This is a genomic window from Pantoea sp. CS_6, assembly GCF_041954745.1.
GTDB classification, from domain to species: Bacteria; Pseudomonadota; Gammaproteobacteria; order Enterobacterales; family Enterobacteriaceae; genus Pantoea; species Pantoea stewartii.
The window spans coordinates 68150-88621 of record NZ_JAVAYG010000009.1 but is presented as its reverse complement, the minus strand read 5'-3'; the positions used below and the strand labels follow the sequence as shown (position 1 = coordinate 88621).

Genomic DNA, 20472 nt, shown 5'->3' with positions numbered 1-20472 from the left:
CTATGAAATTTATTGTTGAACGTGAACAGTTGCTAAAGCCGCTGCAGCAAGTCAGCGGCCCCCTTGGTGGTCGTCCGACGCTGCCGATCCTTGGCAACCTGCTGATGCAGGTGAATGACGGATCGCTGTTGCTGACCGGCACCGATTTGGAAATGGAAATGGTGGCGCGCGTGGCGCTTACTCAGGCGCACGAGCCTGGCGCAACCACCGTGCCGGCACGCAAATTTCTCGATATTTGTCGCGGCCTGCCGGAAGGCGCAGAGATCAACGTCACACTGGAAGGCGAACGGATGTTGGTGCGCTCTGGCCGCAGCCGTTTCTCGCTTTCGACCTTGCCCGCCAGCGACTTCCCCAACCTGGATGACTGGCAGAGCGAGGTGGAATTTACTCTGCCGCAGGCAACGTTGAAACGGCTTATTGAAGCCACGCAGTTTTCCATGGCGCATCAGGACGTGCGTTACTACCTGAATGGCATGATGTTTGAGACCGAAGGCGAAGAACTGCGTACGGTCGCCACCGATGGTCACCGTCTGGCCGTATGTTCCATGCCCGTTGGCCAGGCGCTGCCCAGCCATTCGGTCATCGTGCCGCGTAAAGGGGTTATCGAGCTGTTACGTCTGCTGGATGGCGGCGATACGCCGCTTCAGGTACAGATTGGCAGCAGTAATATCCGTGCACATGTGGGCGACTATATCTTCACCTCTAAGCTGGTGGATGGTCGCTTCCCGGATTACCGTCGTGTGTTGCCCAAGAATCCGGATAAGGTGCTGGAAGCCGGTTGCGATCTGCTGAAACAGGCGTTTGCCCGTGCTGCGATTCTGTCGAATGAGAAATTCCGTGGCGTTCGTCTGCATATCACCGAAAATCAGCTAAAAATTACCGCGAATAACCCTGAACAGGAAGAAGCGGAAGAGATGCTGGATGTCAGCTATGACGGCAGCGAGCTGGAAATTGGGTTCAACGTGAGTTACGTGCTGGACGTGCTGAATGCGCTGAAGTGCGAGAACGTCCGTTTGCTGCTGACGGATTCTGTGTCGAGTGTGCAGATTGAAGATGTCGTCAGCCCGGCGGCGGCCTATGTCGTCATGCCTATGCGCCTGTAGGCCATCGTACGCTGGCCTGCTCGCCATTCGGGTTTCGGACAGTATTGTCCGTGACCCGAGCGGCTTGTTTTGCAAAGACACAATCCCTTTCATCCTGACTTTTGCCCTTCACGCTGGATTGATTCATGGCTTTAACCCGCCTGCTAATAAAAGATTTTCGCAATATTGAACAGGCTGACCTGGCGTTAGCGCCGGGATTTAATTTTCTGGTGGGCGCGAACGGTAGCGGCAAAACCAGCGTGCTTGAGGCGATCTATACGCTGGGCCACGGACGTGCGTTTCGCAGTTTGCAGGCGGGACGGGTAATTCGGCACGATCAGGCCGCCTTTGTGCTGCATGGCCGGCTGGAAGGCCAGGAGCGCGAGTTCTCCGTCGGGCTCAGTAAAAATCGCGCCGGGGATAGCAAAGTCCGCATTGACGGCAGCGACGGACATAAAGTGGCCGAGCTGGCGCAGTTACTGCCGATGCAGTTGATCACGCCAGAGGGTTTTACCCTACTTAATGGCGGTCCTAAATATCGCAGAGCCTATGTCGACTGGGGCTGCTTTCACAATACGCCGGGTTTTTTTAATGCCTGGAGCAACCTGCGGCGCCTGCTCAAACAGCGCAATGCGGCATTGCGTCAGGTCACGCGCTACAGTCAGGTTCGTCCATGGGATCAAGAACTGGTGCCGCTGGCAGAACAGATTAGCCAGTGGCGCGCCGAGTACAGTGACGCGATTTCAGCCGAGATCGTAACCACCTGCGGGCAGTTTTTACCCGAATTTGATCTGCGTTTTTCGTTCCAGCGCGGCTGGGACAAAGAGAGCGATTATGCCGAACTGCTTGAACGCAACTTTGAACGCGATCGGGCCCTAACCTACACCGCCAGCGGCCCGCATAAAGCGGACTTTCGTATTCGTGCCGAAGGTACGCCGGTGGAAGATTTACTCTCACGCGGGCAGCTTAAACTGCTGATGTGTGCATTGCGTCTAGCGCAGGGCGAGTTCCTGACTAACCAGAGCGGACGCCGTTGTGTTTACCTCATTGATGACTTTGCCTCTGAACTGGACGACAGTCGCCGCCGCCTGCTGGCAGAACGACTGAAGGCGACTCAGGCTCAGGTCTTTGTCAGCGCCATCTCGTCCGAGCATGTAATCGACATGACTGACGAAAAGGGCAAGATGTTCCGCGTGGAACAGGGTAAAATAGCGGTTCAACCTAAAGATTAAATGAGCGAGAAACGTTGATGTCGAATTCTTATGACTCTTCAAGTATCAAAGTCCTGAAAGGGCTTGATGCGGTACGCAAACGCCCGGGCATGTACATCGGCGATACCGATGACGGAACCGGTCTGCATCACATGGTATTCGAGGTCGTGGATAACGCAATCGACGAAGCGCTCGCCGGTCACTGTAAAGATATCGTTGTCACCATCCATGCGGACAACTCGGTTTCCGTACAGGATGACGGACGCGGTATTCCAACCGGTATCCACGAAGAAGAAGGCGTGTCCGCGGCAGAAGTGATCATGACCGTGCTGCACGCTGGCGGTAAGTTCGACGATAACTCGTATAAAGTCTCGGGCGGCCTGCACGGCGTGGGCGTGTCTGTGGTTAACGCCCTGTCACAGAAGCTGGAGCTGACCATTCGTCGCGAAGGCAAAGTGCACCAGCAGATTTATCTGCATGGCGTGCCCGAGGCGCCGCTGGCGGTGACAGGCGATACCGACGCGACCGGTACCCGTATCCGTTTCTGGCCAAGCCATGACACGTTCACCAACGTGACCGACTTCGAATACGACATTCTGGCGAAGCGCCTGCGTGAGCTCTCTTTCCTGAACTCCGGTGTTTCCATTCGTCTGGAAGACAAACGTGACGGCAAAAACGACCATTTCCACTATGAAGGTGGGATTAAAGCGTTTGTCGAATACCTGAACAAGAACAAAACGCCTATCCATCCGACCGTATTCTATTTCTCAACCGAAAAAGACGGCATTGGCGTGGAAGTAGCCCTGCAGTGGAACGACGGCTTCCAGGAGAACATCTACTGCTTCACTAACAACATTCCTCAACGCGACGGCGGTACGCACCTTGCCGGTTTCCGCGCCGCGATGACGCGTACCCTGAATGCCTACATGGATAAAGAAGGATACAGCAAGAAGGCCAAAGTCAGCGCCACCGGTGATGACGCGCGTGAGGGCCTGATTGCCGTAGTGTCGGTGAAAGTGCCGGATCCAAAATTCTCTTCACAGACCAAAGACAAGCTGGTGTCTTCTGAAGTGAAATCGGCCGTTGAGCAGCAGATGAATGAACTGCTGGCGGAATATCTGCTGGAAAATCCGGGCGATGCAAAAATCGTTGTCGGCAAAATCATTGATGCCGCCCGCGCCCGTGAAGCCGCGCGCCGTGCCCGTGAAATGACACGCCGCAAAGGTGCGCTGGATCTGGCTGGCCTGCCGGGCAAGCTGGCGGATTGTCAGGAGCGCGATCCGGCTCTGTCTGAAATCTACCTGGTGGAGGGTGACTCCGCGGGCGGTTCTGCCAAGCAAGGCCGTAACCGTAAAAACCAGGCTATTCTGCCGCTGAAAGGGAAAATTCTGAACGTTGAGAAGGCCCGTTTCGATAAGATGCTGGCGTCTCAGGAAGTGGCTACGCTGATTACCGCGCTGGGCTGCGGCATTGGCCGCGACGAATATAACCCGGATAAACTGCGCTATCACAGCATCATCATCATGACCGATGCGGACGTCGACGGCTCGCACATCCGTACGCTGCTGTTGACCTTTTTCTATCGTCAGATGCCAGAAATTATTGAGCGTGGTCACGTCTACATTGCTCAGCCGCCGCTGTATAAAGTGAAAAAAGGCAAGCAGGAACAGTATATTAAAGACGATGAGGCGATGGATCAGTACCAGATTGCTATCGCCCTCGACGGAACGACGCTGCACACCAATGCCAGCGCACCGGCATTAGGTGGTGAGCCGCTTGAATCTCTTGTCGCGGACTTTAACAGCACGCAGAAGATGATCAAACGTATGGAGCGCCGTTTTCCGCTGGCGATGTTACGTGCGCTGGTCTATCACGACACGCTGAGCGATCTGAGTAATGAAGCGGCCGTTAACGCCTGGATTAACGGACTGGTGAGCTATCTGACTGAACGTGAAGCGCACGGCAGCACCTATGTGGCACACGTACGTGAAAATCGTGAGCTGAATCAGTTTGAGCCTGTTTTACGCGTACGGACCCATGGCGTGGACACGGATTATCCTCTGGACAGCGAGTTTATTATGGGGCCGGAATACCGCAAGATTTGCGCCCTGGGTGGCAAACTGCGCGGCCTGCTGGAAGAGGATGCTTACATCGAGCGCGGTGAGCGCCGTCAACCGGTATCCAGCTTCGAACAGGCGATTGAGTGGCTGGTGAAAGAATCCCGTCGTGGTCTGTCTGTACAGCGCTATAAAGGTCTGGGTGAGATGAACCCTGATCAGTTGTGGGAAACGACAATGGACCCAGACAGCCGTCGTATGCTGCGTGTCACCATTAAAGATGCGATCGCCGCCGACCAGCTGTTTACAACCCTGATGGGGGATGCCGTTGAACCGCGCCGTGCCTTCATCGAAGAGAACGCGTTGAAAGCCGCTAACATCGATATCTAATCGCGCCAAAAGATGTAAAACCCTTCCTCGTGAAGGGTTTTTTTTTGCCAGATCATCGTGGACCGAAACGTGACGCGTTATGGTTCACGCGTGCTGATAAGCGCCGATAAACTGGTCAATGTGAGCTGAATCGCGCTAGCATTGCTGCAAACCCGACACAATGAGGATGCTATGGCTATTAAACTGATTGCAATTGATATGGATGGCACGCTGCTGAATCCGCAGCACGAGATCACCGCAGGCGTAAAATCGGCACTGAACCGCGCCCGGGAAAAAGGGGTTTCCATCGTGTTGGCGACCGGCCGACCTTATGTTGGCATTGAGCGTTATTTAATGGAACTTGATCTCCATACGCCAGGTCAGTACTGCATCAGTAATAATGGCGCGCTTGTTCATCGGGCTGAAGATGGTGAAGTCGTCGCCGATGTAACACTGGGCTTTGACGATTACATGTATGTTGAGAAGCTGGCCAGAGAGCTGGGCGTGCATTTTCAGGCGTTTGATAAATCACACCTGTATACGCCAAATAAAGATATCAGCGAATTTACAATTCATGAAGCCAGCCTGACCGGCATCCCGGTACGCTATCGGGCCGTTGAAGAAATGGATCCGGCAACACGTTTTCCAAAACTCATGATGATTGATAAACCCGCTCTGCTTGATGCGGCCATCGCCAGACTGCCTGAGCATGCGCACCAGACGTATACCATTTTGAAAAGCGCGCCCTACTATCTGGAAATTCTCGACCGTAGAGTAAACAAAGGTTATGGCGTAAAAATGCTGGCGGAGAAACTGGGTTTGCAAGCGGAAGAGGTCATGGCGATAGGCGATCAGGAAAATGATCTGGCGATGATTGAATACGCAGGGACCGGCGTCGCGATGGGCAATGCGATTGATTCTGTGAAAAAAATAGCCCAGTTTGTGACCAAAACCAATATGGAAGATGGGGTTGCGCACGCCATTGAAAAATGGGTGCTTTAATCGGTTTCTTTTATGGGTAAAACCGCGCAGACAGGTCAGTCATCTGCACGGTTTTACCCATAACATCACTGCAACTGTCAAATAACGCGCCTGCTCACGAGTGCTTTCATGCCTGAAAAACAGATTACTTTTGCTCCTCGTCATCATCAACTGACCAACATCAACGTCTGGACGCCCGACAGCCAGTGGCTGGCCTTTGATGTGCGGCCTTCCGGCGCGTCGTTCACCGGTAAGACAATTGAACGCGTTAATGTGAATTCCGGCGAAGTGGAAGTGCTGTATGAGGCAACGGCGGGCGCCCATGTTGGCGTGGTGACGGTTTGTCCCACCTTACCTGAGCGCTATGTCTGTATTCATGGGCCAGAGCATCCTGACGACAACTGGCATTATGACTTTCATCATCGCCGCGGCGTGATCATTGAAGCGGGTCAGGCCGCCAGTCTGGATGCATGCGATATCACGCCGCCCTTTACGCCAGGTGCTTTGCGCGGCGGTTCTCACGTGCATGTTTTTAGTCCGGATGGCTCGCGCCTCAGCTTCACCTATAACGATCACGTGATGCACGAGCTGCATATCAGTCTTGATCTGCGCAATGTCGGCATTGCCGTCCCGTTAAAAGCAGTGAAACCAGAAAAACAGCATCCGCGCGAATATGATGGCAGCCATTTTTGTGTAGTAGTCAGTGAAACGACAGCGCACCCACAGCCGGGCAGCGATCAAATCAATCGGGCCTATGAAGAGTGCTGGATTGGTCATCAGGGCTATGAAAAGCCGGACGGCAGCCGTCAACGCTGGGCCATCGCCTTTATTGGCGACACGCTTTCCGCGGCAGGAGACAAGCATCCCGAGGTATTTGTCGTCGATTTGCCAGAGGCACTGGAAGCCTATGCCAAACCCGGCCGCTCACCGCTGGAAGGGGACAGCCACCATCTACCTGCGCCACCAGCGGGGGTTCAACAGCGACGGTTAACCTATAGCAAGGGACTGGCGCAGCAACCTCGCCACTGGTTACGTAGCTCACCCGATGGCAGCGCTATCGCCTTTTTGATGGCGGACAGCCAGCAGGTGATTCAATTATGGTGGGTATCGCCTAACGGCGGTGAACCGCGTCAGATAACGCGGCTGAACCACAGCATTCAGTCTGCATTTAGCTGGCATCCTCGTGGTGAAGCCATTGCCTTTATTTGCGACAACAGCGTGATGCTGTGTCACTGGCAAACGGGAGAGTGCGAACGCTTAACCGCCCGCACCGGGTCGGCACCGTCCGGGGATGCGGTGGTCTGGTCACCGGATGGAAAAAAGATCGCTTTTATGCGGGAAAAAGAGGGCTGGCAGCACCTGTTTACTGTGACGGTTGCATAGCGGGCATGGGCTGAGCATGCGCCAGATTTTCCTCGGTGTGGGCCAGCTTTTCACTCTGAAGCACACGGGCACGCGGCGAATCCAGGGCTTTATCCTTGTCGCTGCGATAGTAATCCCAGGGCAGTAACAGCGTATCCATGACGGCAGAAAAAGGCAGATCAACCAGCGCCAGGGGCTTTAGCGCCCAGCTGGCCTGACTGTCCGTCAGAATGTCAGCACTGGCACGTGTGCCCGGATAGTAGCCCTGACTTGCACCGGTATGCGTCATGACGCTGGAACATCCACCGGAAGCGACTGCGCAACACATCACGCCAGCCAACGGTAACCTTTTCATCATTTTCATATGTCGTCCCTTCGATTCTGGCACCTGATTGCGTGAGCGCACCAGCGTACCTTTTCAGTCATGAAGTCCGTTCTGGTCCGGCAATTTACCCTTGAGTGTATGCCATTTCGCCAGTTTGGCGAAAAAAATCACGCATCGGGTCTTGAAAGCCTGGCGTCTGCACCCATTTTCTAAACAGGGTCGTTAAGGCTGCCGCCGAAAGGGGCAATGCGGTCCTGCACAACCTGTCCAATAGTGGAAGGTTGCCAAAACTTGCTGACATTCAGGAGTCTTTTTATGCGTAACTTTGATCTGTCTCCCCTTTATCGCTCTGCCATCGGATTTGATCGCCTGTTCAACCTGCTTGAGTCCAATCAAAATCAGAGCAACGGTGGTTATCCCCCTTACAATGTTGAACTGGTTGATGAGAACCATTACCGCATCACTATCGCGGTAGCCGGTTTTGCTCAGAGTGAACTGGATATTACGGCCCACGACAACGTGCTCATCGTGCGTGGTGCGCATCCGGAAGAGCAGACAGAACGTAAATATCTCTATCAGGGCATCGCCGAGCGTAATTTCGAGCGTAAATTCCAGCTGGCTGACCATATCGTCGTGCGCGACGCGCGCCTGGAAAATGGTCTGCTGAGCATCGATCTTGAGCGTTTGATTCCTGAAGAAGCGAAACCACGCCGGATTGAAATTTTAAAATAAAGCGGCCGTGACGGCTGAGTAAACATGAGAACGGTCACAGCATACAGGTTGTGGCCGTTTTTTTATGACCGCGACAAGCAGATTGATGCGGATGCGGCAAAGCGATCAGTGATGGCCTGATGGTAAGAAAACGAAAAGCATCAGGTCGCGTTGACAAACGCAGGGCTTCACCTGTCACGCGCCTTCTTTTGCAGGTTCAGATCAATGCTGAATCTGTGCAAGATCTGCTTCACTCAAGCCGGTCATTTTCATCACGGTTGTTCTGTCCAGGCCATGCTGCAGCATAGTGCGCGCAACCTCGCGTTTACCTTCATTGCGGCCTTCATGCCGCCCGGTCTGAATACCCTTCTCAAAGCCCTTCTGCATACCTTTTTGTTCAAGCTGCTGTGCAATGGTCATAAGCGCGTCTCCGTGTTGCGGCACCCGCAGGGCCAGTTCCTGAATAAAAGCCTCGACGTCTGGGGTTTCACCCGCCTGCACAATGTAGTGCACCAACGATACAATCTGTGATGACGAAAGATAACCGGACAGCAGCACAGGGACAAGTCTGTCCATCAGATTTGCGAGATCGCGCTGATGGATGTGCTTTTGCAGCAGAGTCAGTGCCGCCATGCTGCGATGTTCCACAATCTCATCGTCAGGCATTACCGTAATATCAACCAGAGGGAAGCAAGTATTGTAGAGCCTGCGAGCCAGTGCCGGATGCGTAAAATCATCCAGCCAGCAGGTGGAATAAGGATAGGGTCTGCGTTTACCCATATAAAACAGCACCGGTATCACCAGCGGCAGCGTTTTATAGCCGGCATCCAGGTGGCGCTGCATGGCCGCGACCGCGTAGCGAAGAAGCCTGAACGCCATATGCCTGTCAGGTGAAGACTGATGTTCGATCAGGACGTACATATAGCCCTCACCCGCTGTCGTTTTGAGACTATACAGCACATCACTGAAATACTGCCGGAGATCCGCTTCAACAAAGGAACCGGACGCCAGTTTTAACGTCCGTAAGTCGCAAATCGCGCGCAGATCGGCGGGAAGATGAATTTCCATGAAATCGCGGGCAATGTCAGGTTGGGTGAGAAACTGACGAAAGGTTGCATCATGTGGTGTTGGCGTTGCGTTTTTCTTCTTCATCATTGCTGGCCCGGTTATAAAGCACACGGGCGAAAGTCGTGATGAGTGAAAAGAGATGTCTGGCCGCCCTGGCAATGCGGATACTTCCATGCATCCGCATTGCTGTCCAGGCGGAGGTTTTATTCTGCGAGCGGGCTGCCAAAGCCAGCCCGAAAACGCGCGCATGCACAGGCATTTACGAAAGGGTAGTTACGTCGGGCACGTCAGTTTGACGAGTGGTAAGCGCTAATGTTGCGGCTGCCTGAGCCAGCGCTGACCAATCACGCCACCAAACATATTGACCAGCAGCCCGACAATGATGATTACAGCACCCACAATCTGCTGGCGTGATAAGGTTTCCCCCAGCACCAGGGCTGCCGAAACAATCCCAACAACAGGCACCAGCAGGGAAAGCGGTGCCACACGCCAGGTTTCATAACGGCTAAGCAACGTACTCCAGATGCCGTAACCCATAATGGTCGCCACAAAGGCCAGGTAAATCAGCGCCATCACCGTCTGTAGATCAATGTGCGTCAAACTGGTAATGATTGCCGACCGGCCTTCAAACAGCAGCGAACAGGCAAAGAAAGGAACGACGGGCACCAGCGCGCTCCAGACCACCAGCGACATAACCGGTACGGGATAATGCCGGGTGATGATTTTATTGGTGATATTCCCCAGTCCCCAGGAAAACGCCGCCGCCAGCATAAGCATCATAGTGGTCAGTGTTATGCCGGCGGCGCTCTGGCCAGCCATGCCGGAGGTGGCTAATAAAAAAATGCCTGAGGTGGCAATCAGCATGCCCGCAATGTGATTCCAGCGCAGCTTTTCGGCCAGAAACAGCGCCCCAAGCAGCAGCGTAAAGAACGCCTGCGCCTGTAATATCAGCGAAGCAAGGCCTGCAGGCATACCCAGTTTGATGGACAAAAACAGAAACGCAAACTGCCCAAAACTGATGGTCATGCCGTAAAGTAAAAGCCACTTTACTGGCACAGCAGGACGGCGCACCAGTAAAAGGGCAGGAAAGGCAACCAGTGCAAAACGCAATCCCGCCAGCAAAAAGGGAGGCATGTTATGCAGACCCAGTTTTATGACAACAAAGTTCACGCCCCACGCAATCACGACACACAGGGCTAACAGCCAGTCTTTTCCCGACACCGCACTCTCCTTTTGCCCGCGCTGGCCCGCACGGCCATATGCGCATCACGTCTGTTAATAATGCAAAATGCCTTTGCGATCGGGTTAAGGCAGCGTTGCGCTTCATCAAGGCCGGCCGGATAGAGACGACGCCTTGTTGCCCGATCGGGTCTGTAGATTTAACTGTCGCGCCAGGCGATCTCCACTTCTTCAGCCAGAATCTGTATGGCGCACTCAATGTTTTCCGCATCCGGTACATAATTCATGCGCATGCACTGGTGCGTGTGCGGCCAGTCATGCTCCAGACCCGGAAAGAAAAAGTGGCCCGGCACCATCAGCACGCCCCGAGCTTTAAGCCGCTGGTACAGCAACTCCGTACTGATCGGTAAATCCCGGAACCACAGCCAGAGAAAAATTGCCCCCTCCGGTTTATGGATCAGACAGCGTTCCGCCGATAAGTAGCGGCGAATAAGGGTGATCGTTTGCATCACCTTGTGCTGATAAAAAGGTTTAATCACTTCTTCAGACAAGCGCAGCAGATCGCCACGTTGAATCATTTCGCTGGCAATGGCCGGGCCAATACTGCCCGGTGCCAGGCTGATGATGCCGTTCATGTTACCGATCGCGGTAATCGTGCTCTCATCGGCGATGATGATCCCGCAACGTGCGCCTGGCAGACCGAGTTTGGATAAACTCATGCAGAGAATGATATTGGGGTTCCACAGCGGCCGCACATCACTAAAAATAATGCCGGGAAAGGGCACACCATAAGCGTTGTCGATAAGTAACGGCACCTCATGCTGCTGCGCCAGCGCATCCAGTTGCAGAAGTTCGTCATCCGTAATGACATTGCCGGTTGGATTGGTCGGGCGCGATACGCAAATCAGCCCCACATCGTCATTCATGGGGAGATGTTCAAAATCGACGTGATACTTGAACTGCCCTTCCGGTAATAACTCTATGTTGGGCCTGGCAGAAATAAAGAGGTCTTCATCCAGGCCCGCATCAGCGTAACCCAGGTACTCTGGAGCCAGAGGAAACAGCACCCGTTTTTTACTGCCGTCACTGCGCCGCCCCGCGAACAGGTTGAAGAGATAAAAAAATGCGCTCTGACTGCCGTTAGTCAGCGCGATATTTTGCGCAGTGACAGACCAACCGCACTGCTTACGTAGCATTGCCGCCAGGGCATCCAGCAGCACGGCTTTACCGCGTGGACCATCGTAATTGCATAAGGCCTCACTCAGTTTGCCCTCGTCGTGCATCTGCTGCAGCAACTGCTGAAAATAATCGTTCATTGCCGGGATCTGTGCGGGGTTCCCGCCGCCAAGCATGATCGTGCCGGGCGTACGCAGGCCTGCGCCCATGTCTTCCATCAGACGTGAGATGCCGGAATGTTGAGTAAACTTGTCGCCGAACTGAGAAAAAGCCATAGCGGTTAAAAATTTGTAATAAAGAATGGGATAACCACCATAACGCCCGCTCCCGGCGGGCGCAATGGGCAGCCGCAGGATTACTTCAGCACCTGAGAATTCACGCAGTTCTTTTCAACCTTGCCGCTCAGGGCGGCAATGAGATTTTCTACCGCGTCCTGCATCATCCCATAGCGGGTTTCGTGGGTTGCAGAGCCAATGTGCGGCAACGTAACAACATTCGGTAACGACAGCAGCGGCGAGTCAGTCGGCAGCGGCTCTTTTTCGAAAACATCCAGCCCGGCGGCGTGGATCGTGCCCTCTTGTAGCGCGGTAATCAGGGCATTTTCATCTACCACTGGCCCACGGCCCGCGTTGATCAGCACCGCACTGGGCTTCATCATCGCCAGCTGTTCTGCGCCAATTAAATGATGCGTTTCTTCGGTAAGCGGCAGGCTGATGCAAACGAAATCGCTTTCTTTGAGCAGCGTTTCCAGCTCACACCGGCGGGCTGCAAACTGCGATTCGGCCTGGTCGTGCTGACGGCGCGCATTGTAGAGAATGTTCATGCCGAATCCGAAGTGCGCACGCTGGGCCAGCGCCATACCGATGCGTCCCATACCAAGAATTCCCATCGTCTTATGGTGCACATCCATGCCAAACCGATCCGGACCAATACTTTTTTGCCAGTTGCCAGCTTTCACCCAGGCATCCAGCTCCGGTATACGTCTTGCCGTACTGAGAACCAGCGCCATGATGGTGTCGGCCACCGTTTCCGTCAGTACCGTTGGCGTGTGCATCAGCACTACCCCTCGCTGATTCAGGGCATCCACATCAAAGTTGTCATAGCCGACAGAAACGCTGGAACAGGCGCGCAGTGCGGGCATTTTGGCCAGCAACTCGCCGTTGACTTTTCCGCCCGATCCCAGCATTCCTTCGGCCTGTTGCAGTGCCTGCGCATGTTGCTGCTGGCTTTCGGGTGATAAATCGTTGATTTCGGTGATCGTGGCATAGTCTGCGAGACGCGCACGGAGATCGTCAGGCAATTTTTTATAAAGAATGACGGCGGGTTTCATCAGATAGCTTCCTGTAAATGAATGACGGGCAACACAAAGGTCGCCCGGAGAAGATGCTAACGCTTACGCTTTCAGGCCGGTTTCGCGCCTTGTAGCGGAGGCGCCTTATTTTGTGCGGGTTTGACGATAAGCGTCAGGACCACGGACAGCAGTAGTGCGCCACCCATAAAAATATAGGAGGCCGAAGGACTGCCGGTTGCCCCGTTCAGATAACCCACAATCCAGGAGCCGATAAACGAGCCCAACGCCCCCATACTGTTGATAAGCGCCATTGCGCCGCCGGAAACATTGCGGGGCAGCATTTCCGGAATAATGGCAAAGAACGGGCCATAAGGCGCGTACATCGCGGCACCGGCGACGACTAACAAGGTATAAGACAGCCAAAAATTGCCCGAACCTACCATGTACGAACCGAGGAAGGCGAAGGCACCCACCAGCAACAGTGGCCAGACAAACAGTTTACGGTTTTGCGTTTTGTCCGATGCCCAGGACACCACCACCATCGCAATCGTGGCTGCCAGATAAGGCACAGCCGATAACCAGCCCGCTTCCACCATGCCCATTTGTGTACCGTTGCGCAAAATTGAAGGCAGCCACAGGACAAAACCGTAAACGCCAATACTCCAGGCAAAGTACTGCATACAGAGAATGATCACGTTACGATTGCGAAAGGCTTCGCCGTAGTTGCGCACTGCTTTGATGCTTTCTTGCTCTTTTTGCAGCGCGGCCTGTAGCGCGGCTTTTTCTGCATCGCTCATCCAGCGCGCTTGCGCAGGCTTATCCTGTACCATAAACCACCAGGCAATGGCCCAGATCACCGCAGGAATGCCTTCGAAGATAAACATTTCCCGCCAGCCAAACGCTTCTATCAGATACCCTGAAACCACGGACATCCACAGGACCGTGACGGGATTACCGAGAATTAAAAAGGTGTTTGCCCGCGAGCGCTCAGATTTTGTAAACCAGTTACTGATGTAAATCAGCATAGCAGGCATTACTGCAGCCTCGACAACCCCCAGCACAAAGCGAATCGCCGCCAGCACAGGGATGTTGCTGACAACGCCGGTGAGTGAAGCACAGCCGCCCCACAACAGCAGGCACCAGAAGATCAGTTTTTTTACACTGCGGCGCTCCGCATAGATCGCCCCAGGGATTTGAAAAAAGAAATACCCCAGAAAGAACAACGCACCCAGCAGGGAAGACATTCCTTTGGTAATGCCCAGATCGTCGTTGATGCCAGCGGCGGATGCGAAGCTAAAATTTGCCCGATCCAGATAGGCAAGACTGTAGGTGATAAACACGATGGGCATAATGAACCACCAGCGTTTAGGCGCGATAATCTGCGTTTTCATCGGGAACTCCTCTGTTTCTGTTTGCGGGCCGGGCTACACATCACCTAACTGCTGACGCGTCGGCAAACCTTCGCTGTCACCACTCACCTGAATCGCCAGTGAACCAATTTTGTTCCCCCGGCGAATCGCCTCTACCAGTGGTTTCCCTTCCAGCAATGCACTTATGACTCCCACGGCAAACCCATCTCCGGCCCCGACCGTGTCCACAACCTGATCAACTTTGATTGCCGCCACCTGGCCCTGCTCACCCCCGGCTGTCTTATACCAGGCGCCCTCGCCGCCGGTTTTAATCACCACCGCTTTTACCCCTTTATCGAGATAAAAATCGGCAATATCCTGCGGTTGGCGATAGCCGGTTAAGATGTAACCCTCTTTTTCACCGGGCAGTACCCAGTCTGCGTATTCCGCTAACAGATTGAGCTGCTTACGCATTTCCTCTTCGCTGCGCCACAGCACCGGACGCAGATTAGGATCAAAGGAAATTGTTTTACCCCGCGCCCGCATCTCTTTCGCAGCATGCCTGGTCAGCTCAAGCGAACTGTCTGATATTGCTGCCGCCACGCCGCTCAGATGCAAATGGCGTGCAGAGCCAAAATAATCGTGGTCAAAATCCTCGGGTGACAGATGACTGGCAGCGGAGCCTTTGCGGAAATATTCCACGAGCGGATCGGAACCATCATCCACTTTAGATTTAAGCTGAAAGCCCGTGGGATAGCGCGGATCGACGGTCACCTGACGATGGTCGATATTTTCTTTATCCAGCACCTGACAAATAAAACGACCAAACGCGTCCTGTCCAATACGACTCACCCAGCCCACTTTCAGCCCGAGGCGTGCCAGACCGATGGCGACATTCAGTTCTGCACCTGCGGCGCGTTTGATAAATGTTTCTACTGCAGCCAAATCACCCGTTTCGCGGGCGACAAACATGGCCATGGCTTCGCCGATCGTGATGACATCAAGCGTACCGTTAGGATGAGTCGTCATTTTTACTCCTCAGACATTACGCAGCAGCGTCACATAATGGCGCGTAACCGCAATCAGATTGTCGCCTTTCAGCGGAAATTCAATACCGCGAGGGGCTCTCGCCGGTAGCCGATGCAACAGGTCTTGCCAGCCCGGTCCGGCATCGTCGAGCGCAATAGCGCGATAGCTTTTCCCCTGCGGCACCGCTGCTTTGACGTGCACGTAACCCACCTGGTCGGTCAGCAGGACTGCGGCCTGCTCCGGGTTTTCGCCTGTCCAGTGCCAGTTCCCCATATCGAAAGTCATGCCAATCGGCAATGCCGCCTCACGGGCAGCGTTAAAAAAGCGCAGCATCGGTTGCAGTTTGCCGTGCACTGTCTGGTCATTTTCCACGGTCAGCGGCACGCCATATTCCGCAATCAGCATGCGCAGTGTTTCGCTGTACAGAGCCCCCGTAAAATTGCCCAGTGCCACCTTTAGTCTCTGCGCGTTTAGTTGACGAGCTTCGGTAAAATAACGCGTCAGCAAAGGGTTCAGCTTGCCGTCCTCACTGAACAAGGTATCGGGTACAGAATAGCTGGCGCGCAGCCGGTGCTGATCAATGGCCAGCGCCAGCGCGGGCAGGTCATCGAAAGTCTTGTCATCGAACAATTCGCGACGGATTTCCACACCGTCCGCACCAGCCTGCTGAATGATCGGTAAGAGCGCCCTTTGTCCGCCCAGCGCAGCAATCTGTTGATGTCCATAAGCCGCCGTGACGACGATAATTTCGGGCTCCATTGCGGACTCCTGAGGGGAAAATCGGTATTAACGTTATAAAAACGTTAAATGGAACCGGTTCCAAAGCAAAGTAGCAAAATGCGGAATTATGATCGTGCTCACGAAGCGAGCACGTAAGTGAAGGGAACAATCTGAAAATTAGCGGAGACGCTGGCTTGATCCCCGGACAATCAGCTCACCCGAAAAAACCTGCTCACAGGGAGGATGATCGTGGCCTTCGATACGCGAAATCAGGCGCTCCAGCGCATGGTAGCCAATCTGCCAGGTGGGCTGTTTAAGCGTGGTAATCCCGACACCTGCCAGCGCCGCCCACTCCAGCTCATCAAACCCCAATAAACCCATATCGCTTCCCCAGTGCAAATTTAGACGCTGAAGGGAACGGGCCACCTGTAAGGTCAGCGCACCGTTTGCCACCATAACTGCGCAACGCCTGTCTGCATGACGCTGACAGAAGTCACGCAAGACGGTATCCATCACATCGGGCTGATGCAGCGAGACTTCTGCGTTTTCATGGAGGATGGCCGGATGCGCAGCCAGACGCTGGCGAAACGCCTGCAGGCGCTCACGACGGGTATTCACGCTGCCTAAGGGTTCACTCAAAAACAGCAGCGCCTCATAACCGTTATCAATTAAGTGATCGGTGGCCGTTTCTGCCGCTTCAGCATTATTCAGGCCCACCACATCACAGGGAAAATCGGGGATTTTTCGGTCAATCAGCACCATCGGCAGCAAAGATTGCTGCAGCCGGCTCAGTACCTTTTCATGCATACCTACCGCGTTAACGACAATGCCTTCAACCTGATAGCTACTCAGCAACTGCAAATAATGCTGTTCAAGATCGACTTCATTGTTGGTGTTACACATAAGCAATGTAAAGCCGCAGGCACGACAGGCCGCTTCAATGCCGCACATAACGTCCACGGAATAGGGATTGGTGATATCGGCAATGATTAACCCGATTAGCCGGGTTCGCCCCCGTTTAAGCCCGCGCGCCATCTGGCTTGGCCGATAGTTAAGATCGCTAATTGCCTGTTCAATGCGCGCTTTTAAGTCGGGAGAAAGCAGATGCTGTTCGCCGTTAAGATAACGCGAGACGCTGGTTTTCCCGGTTTTTGCCGCGCGGGCAACATCGCTAATAGTGGCGCGAGAAGGCCTGATTTTCATAGAATATTCCGCAAATTACGCATGCCGCGAGACTACCACAGGCGTCCGGCATGACAAACACGTTAGCGCTGTGCGGGCAGTTGCAGACTGGGTTGCCACAAAACCTGTAGCTGGGCCAGCGGTGCGCCGTCCAGTAACTGCATCACCATGGTCGCAAGCTGTTCGCCTCTCTCCTGCTCACTGGCCTGACGAATCGCAATAACCGGAAAATCAATGATGGCGTCAACCGGGAGTCCATCCCAGGCCATCAAAGTGACGGCATCCTCACCCTGCAGTCGTCCTGCCTGCTGAAGCGCCATTAACGCGCCTTCGGCCAGCGTACTGCTATCGGTAATAATGGCCTGAGGTTGCAGCCCTTCAGCCAGCCAGGCGGAGACTTGTTGATACCCTGCGCGGCGCGAGGGATCAACCGCCGCAGTGGCATAAGGTGGTACGGAATCCAGGGCATTCAGGTAGCCATGACGGCGATCGCGAACAAACGTACAGCGTTCGTTTCCCCCGAGAAAGGCGATGCGCTGCATGCCCTGGGTCAGGCAGTGTTTTACCGCCAGCGCGGAACCTGCGGCGTTATCGACATCAAACCAGGCATGATTTTGCTGTGCATCAGTGCGCCCCAGCGAGAGAAAATTAAAGCCCTTCTGCTGTAAGCAGCGCAGGCGTTCGTCCTGCGGCAAGGTGTGCGTGATGATTAGCGCATCGACCACGCGACTGCGCAGCATACGCATCAGTGAACGCTGTCCGTCACAGGGTTTATCCGTCAGCAACAGCAGGTCGATATCATAGTGGGAAAGACGCTGGTCCAGCGCCAGTAATATCTTATTGAAATGGATATCGCTGAGGGGTGGGGCGCTCATCGGGTAGACGACGCCGACCGCGTTAGCGCGTCCGGTTTTTAAACGCCGGGCAGCTACATTAGGACGGTAGCCACGTCGCCGGGCTTCTTCTTCCACGCGCTGACGTGTGTGTTTTGCTACATCCTCATACCCATTCAGGGCGCGACTCACGGTGGTTACGGAGAGCCCCAGGACTGACGCAATGGCTTTAAGTGACATGAAGCGTTATCCATTGTTCAATTTGAACCATGCTGGCATAAAGCGTTAACTGGCACTGTGTACAGGCACCAACTGGAAACCTTACCGAGTTTATTGTCTAAAAATTGTCGAATAACTGACAGTAGCATGTCTTTCGCCCCCAGTGACAGGGGGCGAAATGATCAATTTAACGGGCTCAGCGTAATTTCAACCCGGCGGTTTTGGGCTTTGCCTGCTTCAGTACTGTTGGTCGCAATGGGGCTGTCGGGGCCGACACCATGCGTATGCAGACGGTCAGCCGCCACGCCCTGTACGATCAAGGCGCTGGCCACGCTTTCTGCGCGCTGCTGTGACAGGCGCATATTCAATGCGCGCGAACCCGTACTATCCGTATGCCCCACCACGTTTACGGCCGTTTTCGGATACTCTTTTAGTACCATTGCGACGCCGGTCAGGGTATTGGCACCGGCTGGCTTCAGACTGCTGCTGCTGGAATCGAAGGTCACATTGTTTGGCATATTCAACACAATATTGTCGCCCTGGCGCGTCACACTGACGCCCGTACCCTTCATTTTATCGCGCAGTTTTGCTTCCTGAACATCCATGTAATACCCCACACCGCCGCCTAAGGCTGCGCCGCTGGCGGCACCGATGAGTGCCCCTTTACCCCGATCTTTCTTCGAGGATGAAAGCACGCCCACACCGGCGCCGACTAATGCACCAAGACCCGCCCCCACGCCGGATTTTCCGGCCTGCGACTCGCCGGTATAGGGATTCGTGGTACAACCGGATATCACCAGGCTACCGCTGATTAATAACGAGATGGCAATCAATTTTTTCTGCATTATGTGTCCCTTGGGTTTCTCTAATCGGGGCGCCCCGGCCCCTTACTGGCCCTGATTATGCCGCGTAAAAGTGAGGGAAATCCTGAGACAATGTCTTATTTTGTAAAGGAGCGGTGTTAAATGTTATCAGGATGGCAAAAGCAGTTGGTTTGGTGATCGTTAATCAGGCCGCAGGCTTGCATAAAGGAGTAGCAAATTGTCGGACCGATGAATTTAAAACCACGCGTCTTTAATGCTTTAGAGAGTGCTATAGCCTGCGAAGAGGTGGTCGGGCTCTGTTTGTAATCCGCATAGTGGTGAACAATTGGCTGGTTATCGACGAACTGCCAGACGAAATGGGCAAAATCTTCCCCTTCCGCCTCCATCGCCAGCATCGCTCTGGCGTTGGCTATAATCGCCGCAATTTTACCCGGGTGACGAATGATGCCGCTGTTTTGCATAAGTTGGGCAACGTCCTGATCGTTCATCAATGCCACCGCCTGCGGATCAAACTGGTGAAAGGCCGCGCGGTAATTCTCGCGCTTTTTCAGCACCGTAATCCAGGATAACCCGGCCTGTTGACCTTCCAGACACAGCATTTCAAACAGCACCAGTTTATCTCTCTGCGCACGGCCCCACTCATTGTCATGGTAAGCCAGATAGAGGGGATCCTGCGTAACCCAGCCGCATCGTTGCATCATGGTATTCCTTTATAAAGCGCCAGTTTGTTGACCGATGGTAGAGGGAAACCGCCACCATTTGAACCCGCCACATGACAAAATGCGAGGCGGCTTCCATAGTCACCACCACATCTGTAAAGCATTGAAAGCGAAGGCAGCCCCACGCCAGGCGAATACAATGATAACGATAGTCATTTTCAGGTCATTCCATGCGTAACGAAGTCATTCTTATCGGCCGTGAAATCACGGTATTCCTTTTTGCCTCCCTGTTTATCACCTTCATGCTTGTCCCCCTCTATATGGATGTGGTGTGGATGGATAACGCGCTGCACGAAGCCTCTTTTACTGAAACCACACAGGAACTGTTGTTAGTTAGTCTCGCGGGCGCATTTTATATTGCCGCACGACACCGTCCCGATCAGTGCGGTGGATTAACCTTAATAGCCGGTTTTTACAGCTGTATGCTTATCCGCGAGCTGGATTTCTTCTTCGATCTTGTTCGTCACGGCAGTTGGGTGTGGTTTGCACTGGCGACCGCACTGGCGAGTTTCGCCGTCGCCATGCGTACTCCCCGGCAGACGCTCCGTACGCTGACGAACCTGCTGCACCATAACCGTTGGCCCGTGATGGCGACCGGACTGATGATTGTGCTGGTTTTCTCACGTCTGTTTGGCATGAACACCCTCTGGCAACACCTGATGCCCGATCATTACAACCGCGGGGTAAAAAACATGGCCGAAGAAGGGATAGAGCTGCTGGGATACAGCCTGTGTTGGCTGGCCGGTCTGCGCTATCTGTGGCAAACCCGGCCGTGAACGCGCAAG

The 20472-nt window shown here is 54.1% G+C and carries 19 protein-coding genes; 7 read left to right on the top strand and 12 right to left on the bottom strand.

The genetic code is table 11. The annotated features are described in order from the left end of the window. The first annotated feature begins 2 nt into the window (after positions 1–2). The 5 genes from dnaN (at position 3) to RAC90_RS14715 (ending at position 7083) form a co-directional block, all read left to right on the top strand. A complete protein-coding gene (gene dnaN, locus RAC90_RS14735) occupies positions 3–1103 on the top strand; it encodes a DNA polymerase III subunit beta (protein ID WP_375124504.1) in 1101 nt (366 codons plus the stop codon). A gap of 125 nt (positions 1104–1228) precedes the next feature. Beyond that, on the top strand, positions 1229–2314 hold the full coding sequence (gene recF, locus RAC90_RS14730) for a DNA replication/repair protein RecF (RefSeq protein ID WP_054634750.1): 1086 nt from the start codon (positions 1229–1231) through the stop codon (positions 2312–2314). A gap of 17 nt (positions 2315–2331) precedes the next feature. Beyond that, positions 2332–4740 carry a DNA topoisomerase (ATP-hydrolyzing) subunit B gene (gene gyrB, locus RAC90_RS14725; RefSeq protein ID WP_006121375.1) on the top strand — a complete coding sequence of 803 codons (2409 nt, stop codon included), beginning with the start codon at positions 2332–2334 and terminating at the stop codon, positions 4738–4740. A gap of 171 nt (positions 4741–4911) precedes the next feature. Then, positions 4912–5721, top strand: a complete 810-nt coding sequence (yidA, locus tag RAC90_RS14720) for a sugar-phosphatase (protein ID WP_006121374.1) — start codon at positions 4912–4914, stop codon at positions 5719–5721. Positions 5722–5829: 108 nt separating this feature from the next. Beyond that, complete coding sequence (locus RAC90_RS14715) at positions 5830–7083, top strand: DUF3748 domain-containing protein (protein WP_375124503.1); 1254 nt, start codon at positions 5830–5832, stop codon at positions 7081–7083. Here the strand turns inward: RAC90_RS14715 and RAC90_RS14710 are convergent. Beyond that, positions 7064–7426 carry a YceK/YidQ family lipoprotein gene (locus RAC90_RS14710; protein ID WP_006121372.1) on the bottom strand — a complete coding sequence of 121 codons (363 nt, stop codon included), beginning with the start codon at positions 7424–7426 and terminating at the stop codon, positions 7064–7066. The two genes, RAC90_RS14715 and RAC90_RS14710, sit on opposite strands and share 20 nt — an antisense overlap. A gap of 276 nt (positions 7427–7702) precedes the next feature. On the opposite strand from RAC90_RS14710, the gene ibpA reads away from it, so the two are divergent. Further along, complete coding sequence (gene ibpA, locus RAC90_RS14705; protein WP_006121371.1) at positions 7703–8119, top strand: small heat shock chaperone IbpA; 417 nt, start codon at positions 7703–7705, stop codon at positions 8117–8119. A gap of 201 nt (positions 8120–8320) precedes the next feature. Here the strand turns inward: ibpA and RAC90_RS14700 are convergent, their stop codons facing one another. The 11 genes from RAC90_RS14700 to RAC90_RS14650 all read right to left on the bottom strand — a co-directional run bounded on the left by RAC90_RS14700 (position 8321) and on the right by RAC90_RS14650 (position 19666). Further along, positions 8321–9250 (bottom strand): Rpn family recombination-promoting nuclease/putative transposase, encoded by a 930-nt coding sequence (locus RAC90_RS14700; protein WP_375124517.1) that lies wholly within the window; start codon positions 9248–9250, stop codon positions 8321–8323. A gap of 225 nt (positions 9251–9475) precedes the next feature. Continuing rightward, positions 9476–10387: an EamA family transporter gene (locus tag RAC90_RS14695; protein ID WP_375124502.1), complete on the bottom strand. Its 912-nt coding sequence runs from the start codon at positions 10385–10387 to the stop codon at positions 9476–9478. Positions 10388–10545: 158 nt separating this feature from the next. Next, on the bottom strand, positions 10546–11796 hold the full coding sequence (locus RAC90_RS14690; RefSeq protein WP_375124501.1) for a valine--pyruvate transaminase: 1251 nt from the start codon (positions 11794–11796) through the stop codon (positions 10546–10548). An 80-nt stretch (positions 11797–11876) separates the two neighbouring features. Continuing rightward, a complete protein-coding gene (gene ghrB / locus RAC90_RS14685) occupies positions 11877–12851 on the bottom strand; it encodes a glyoxylate/hydroxypyruvate reductase GhrB (RefSeq protein ID WP_375124500.1) in 975 nt (324 codons plus the stop codon). Positions 12852–12922: 71 nt separating this feature from the next. Beyond that, positions 12923–14203 (bottom strand): MFS transporter, encoded by a 1281-nt coding sequence (locus RAC90_RS14680; protein WP_039339172.1) that lies wholly within the window; start codon positions 14201–14203, stop codon positions 12923–12925. 33 nt (positions 14204–14236) lie between these two features. After that, entirely contained in the window at positions 14237–15190 is a 954-nt protein-coding gene (locus tag RAC90_RS14675) for a sugar kinase (protein WP_054688589.1), read from the bottom strand. Between the two features lie 9 nt (positions 15191–15199). Then, positions 15200–15949, bottom strand: coding sequence for a sugar phosphate isomerase/epimerase (locus RAC90_RS14670; RefSeq protein ID WP_054634756.1), 750 nt, complete (start codon positions 15947–15949; stop codon positions 15200–15202). 138 nt (positions 15950–16087) lie between these two features. Beyond that, positions 16088–17113, bottom strand: coding sequence for a LacI family DNA-binding transcriptional regulator (locus RAC90_RS14665; protein WP_006121353.1), 1026 nt, complete (start codon positions 17111–17113; stop codon positions 16088–16090). 62 nt (positions 17114–17175) lie between these two features. Then, positions 17176–18165: a LacI family DNA-binding transcriptional regulator gene (locus RAC90_RS14660; protein ID WP_375124499.1), complete on the bottom strand. Its 990-nt coding sequence runs from the start codon at positions 18163–18165 to the stop codon at positions 17176–17178. Positions 18166–18326: 161 nt separating this feature from the next. After that, positions 18327–18989, bottom strand: coding sequence for an OmpA family lipoprotein (locus RAC90_RS14655; protein WP_054634758.1), 663 nt, complete (start codon positions 18987–18989; stop codon positions 18327–18329). A 116-nt stretch (positions 18990–19105) separates the two neighbouring features. Then, on the bottom strand, positions 19106–19666 hold the full coding sequence (locus tag RAC90_RS14650; protein WP_375124516.1) for a DNA-3-methyladenine glycosylase I: 561 nt from the start codon (positions 19664–19666) through the stop codon (positions 19106–19108). A 191-nt stretch (positions 19667–19857) separates the two neighbouring features. Between RAC90_RS14650 and RAC90_RS14645 the strand changes: the two genes are divergently transcribed. Continuing rightward, a complete protein-coding gene (locus RAC90_RS14645; protein ID WP_054634760.1) occupies positions 19858–20463 on the top strand; it encodes a hypothetical protein in 606 nt (201 codons plus the stop codon). Positions 20464–20472 lie beyond the last annotated feature (9 nt).

Coding starts and splice junctions, on each gene's coding strand:
- RAC90_RS14710 (WP_006121372.1), bottom strand. CDS start 7,426: ATGAAAATGATGAAAAGGTTACCGTTGGCTGGCGTGATGTGTTGCGCA.
- RAC90_RS14670 (WP_054634756.1), bottom strand. CDS start 15,949: ATGGAGCCCGAAATTATCGTCGTCACGGCGGCTTATGGACATCAACAG.
- RAC90_RS14700 (WP_375124517.1), bottom strand. CDS start 9,250: ATGAAGAAGAAAAACGCAACGCCAACACCACATGATGCAACCTTTCGT.
- gyrB (WP_006121375.1), top strand. CDS start 2,332: ATGTCGAATTCTTATGACTCTTCAAGTATCAAAGTCCTGAAAGGGCTT.
- RAC90_RS14715 (WP_375124503.1), top strand. CDS start 5,830: ATGCCTGAAAAACAGATTACTTTTGCTCCTCGTCATCATCAACTGACC.
- ibpA (WP_006121371.1), top strand. CDS start 7,703: ATGCGTAACTTTGATCTGTCTCCCCTTTATCGCTCTGCCATCGGATTT.
- RAC90_RS14675 (WP_054688589.1), bottom strand. CDS start 15,190: ATGACGACTCATCCTAACGGTACGCTTGATGTCATCACGATCGGCGAA.
- dnaN (WP_375124504.1), top strand. CDS start 3: ATGAAATTTATTGTTGAACGTGAACAGTTGCTAAAGCCGCTGCAGCAA.
- RAC90_RS14650 (WP_375124516.1), bottom strand. CDS start 19,666: ATGCAACGATGCGGCTGGGTTACGCAGGATCCCCTCTATCTGGCTTAC.
- RAC90_RS14665 (WP_006121353.1), bottom strand. CDS start 17,113: ATGAAAATCAGGCCTTCTCGCGCCACTATTAGCGATGTTGCCCGCGCG.
- yidA (WP_006121374.1), top strand. CDS start 4,912: ATGGCTATTAAACTGATTGCAATTGATATGGATGGCACGCTGCTGAAT.
- recF (WP_054634750.1), top strand. CDS start 1,229: ATGGCTTTAACCCGCCTGCTAATAAAAGATTTTCGCAATATTGAACAG.
- RAC90_RS14690 (WP_375124501.1), bottom strand. CDS start 11,796: ATGGCTTTTTCTCAGTTCGGCGACAAGTTTACTCAACATTCCGGCATC.
- RAC90_RS14660 (WP_375124499.1), bottom strand. CDS start 18,165: ATGTCACTTAAAGCCATTGCGTCAGTCCTGGGGCTCTCCGTAACCACC.
- ghrB (WP_375124500.1), bottom strand. CDS start 12,851: ATGAAACCCGCCGTCATTCTTTATAAAAAATTGCCTGACGATCTCCGT.
- RAC90_RS14680 (WP_039339172.1), bottom strand. CDS start 14,203: ATGAAAACGCAGATTATCGCGCCTAAACGCTGGTGGTTCATTATGCCC.
- RAC90_RS14645 (WP_054634760.1), top strand. CDS start 19,858: ATGCGTAACGAAGTCATTCTTATCGGCCGTGAAATCACGGTATTCCTT.
- RAC90_RS14655 (WP_054634758.1), bottom strand. CDS start 18,989: ATGCAGAAAAAATTGATTGCCATCTCGTTATTAATCAGCGGTAGCCTG.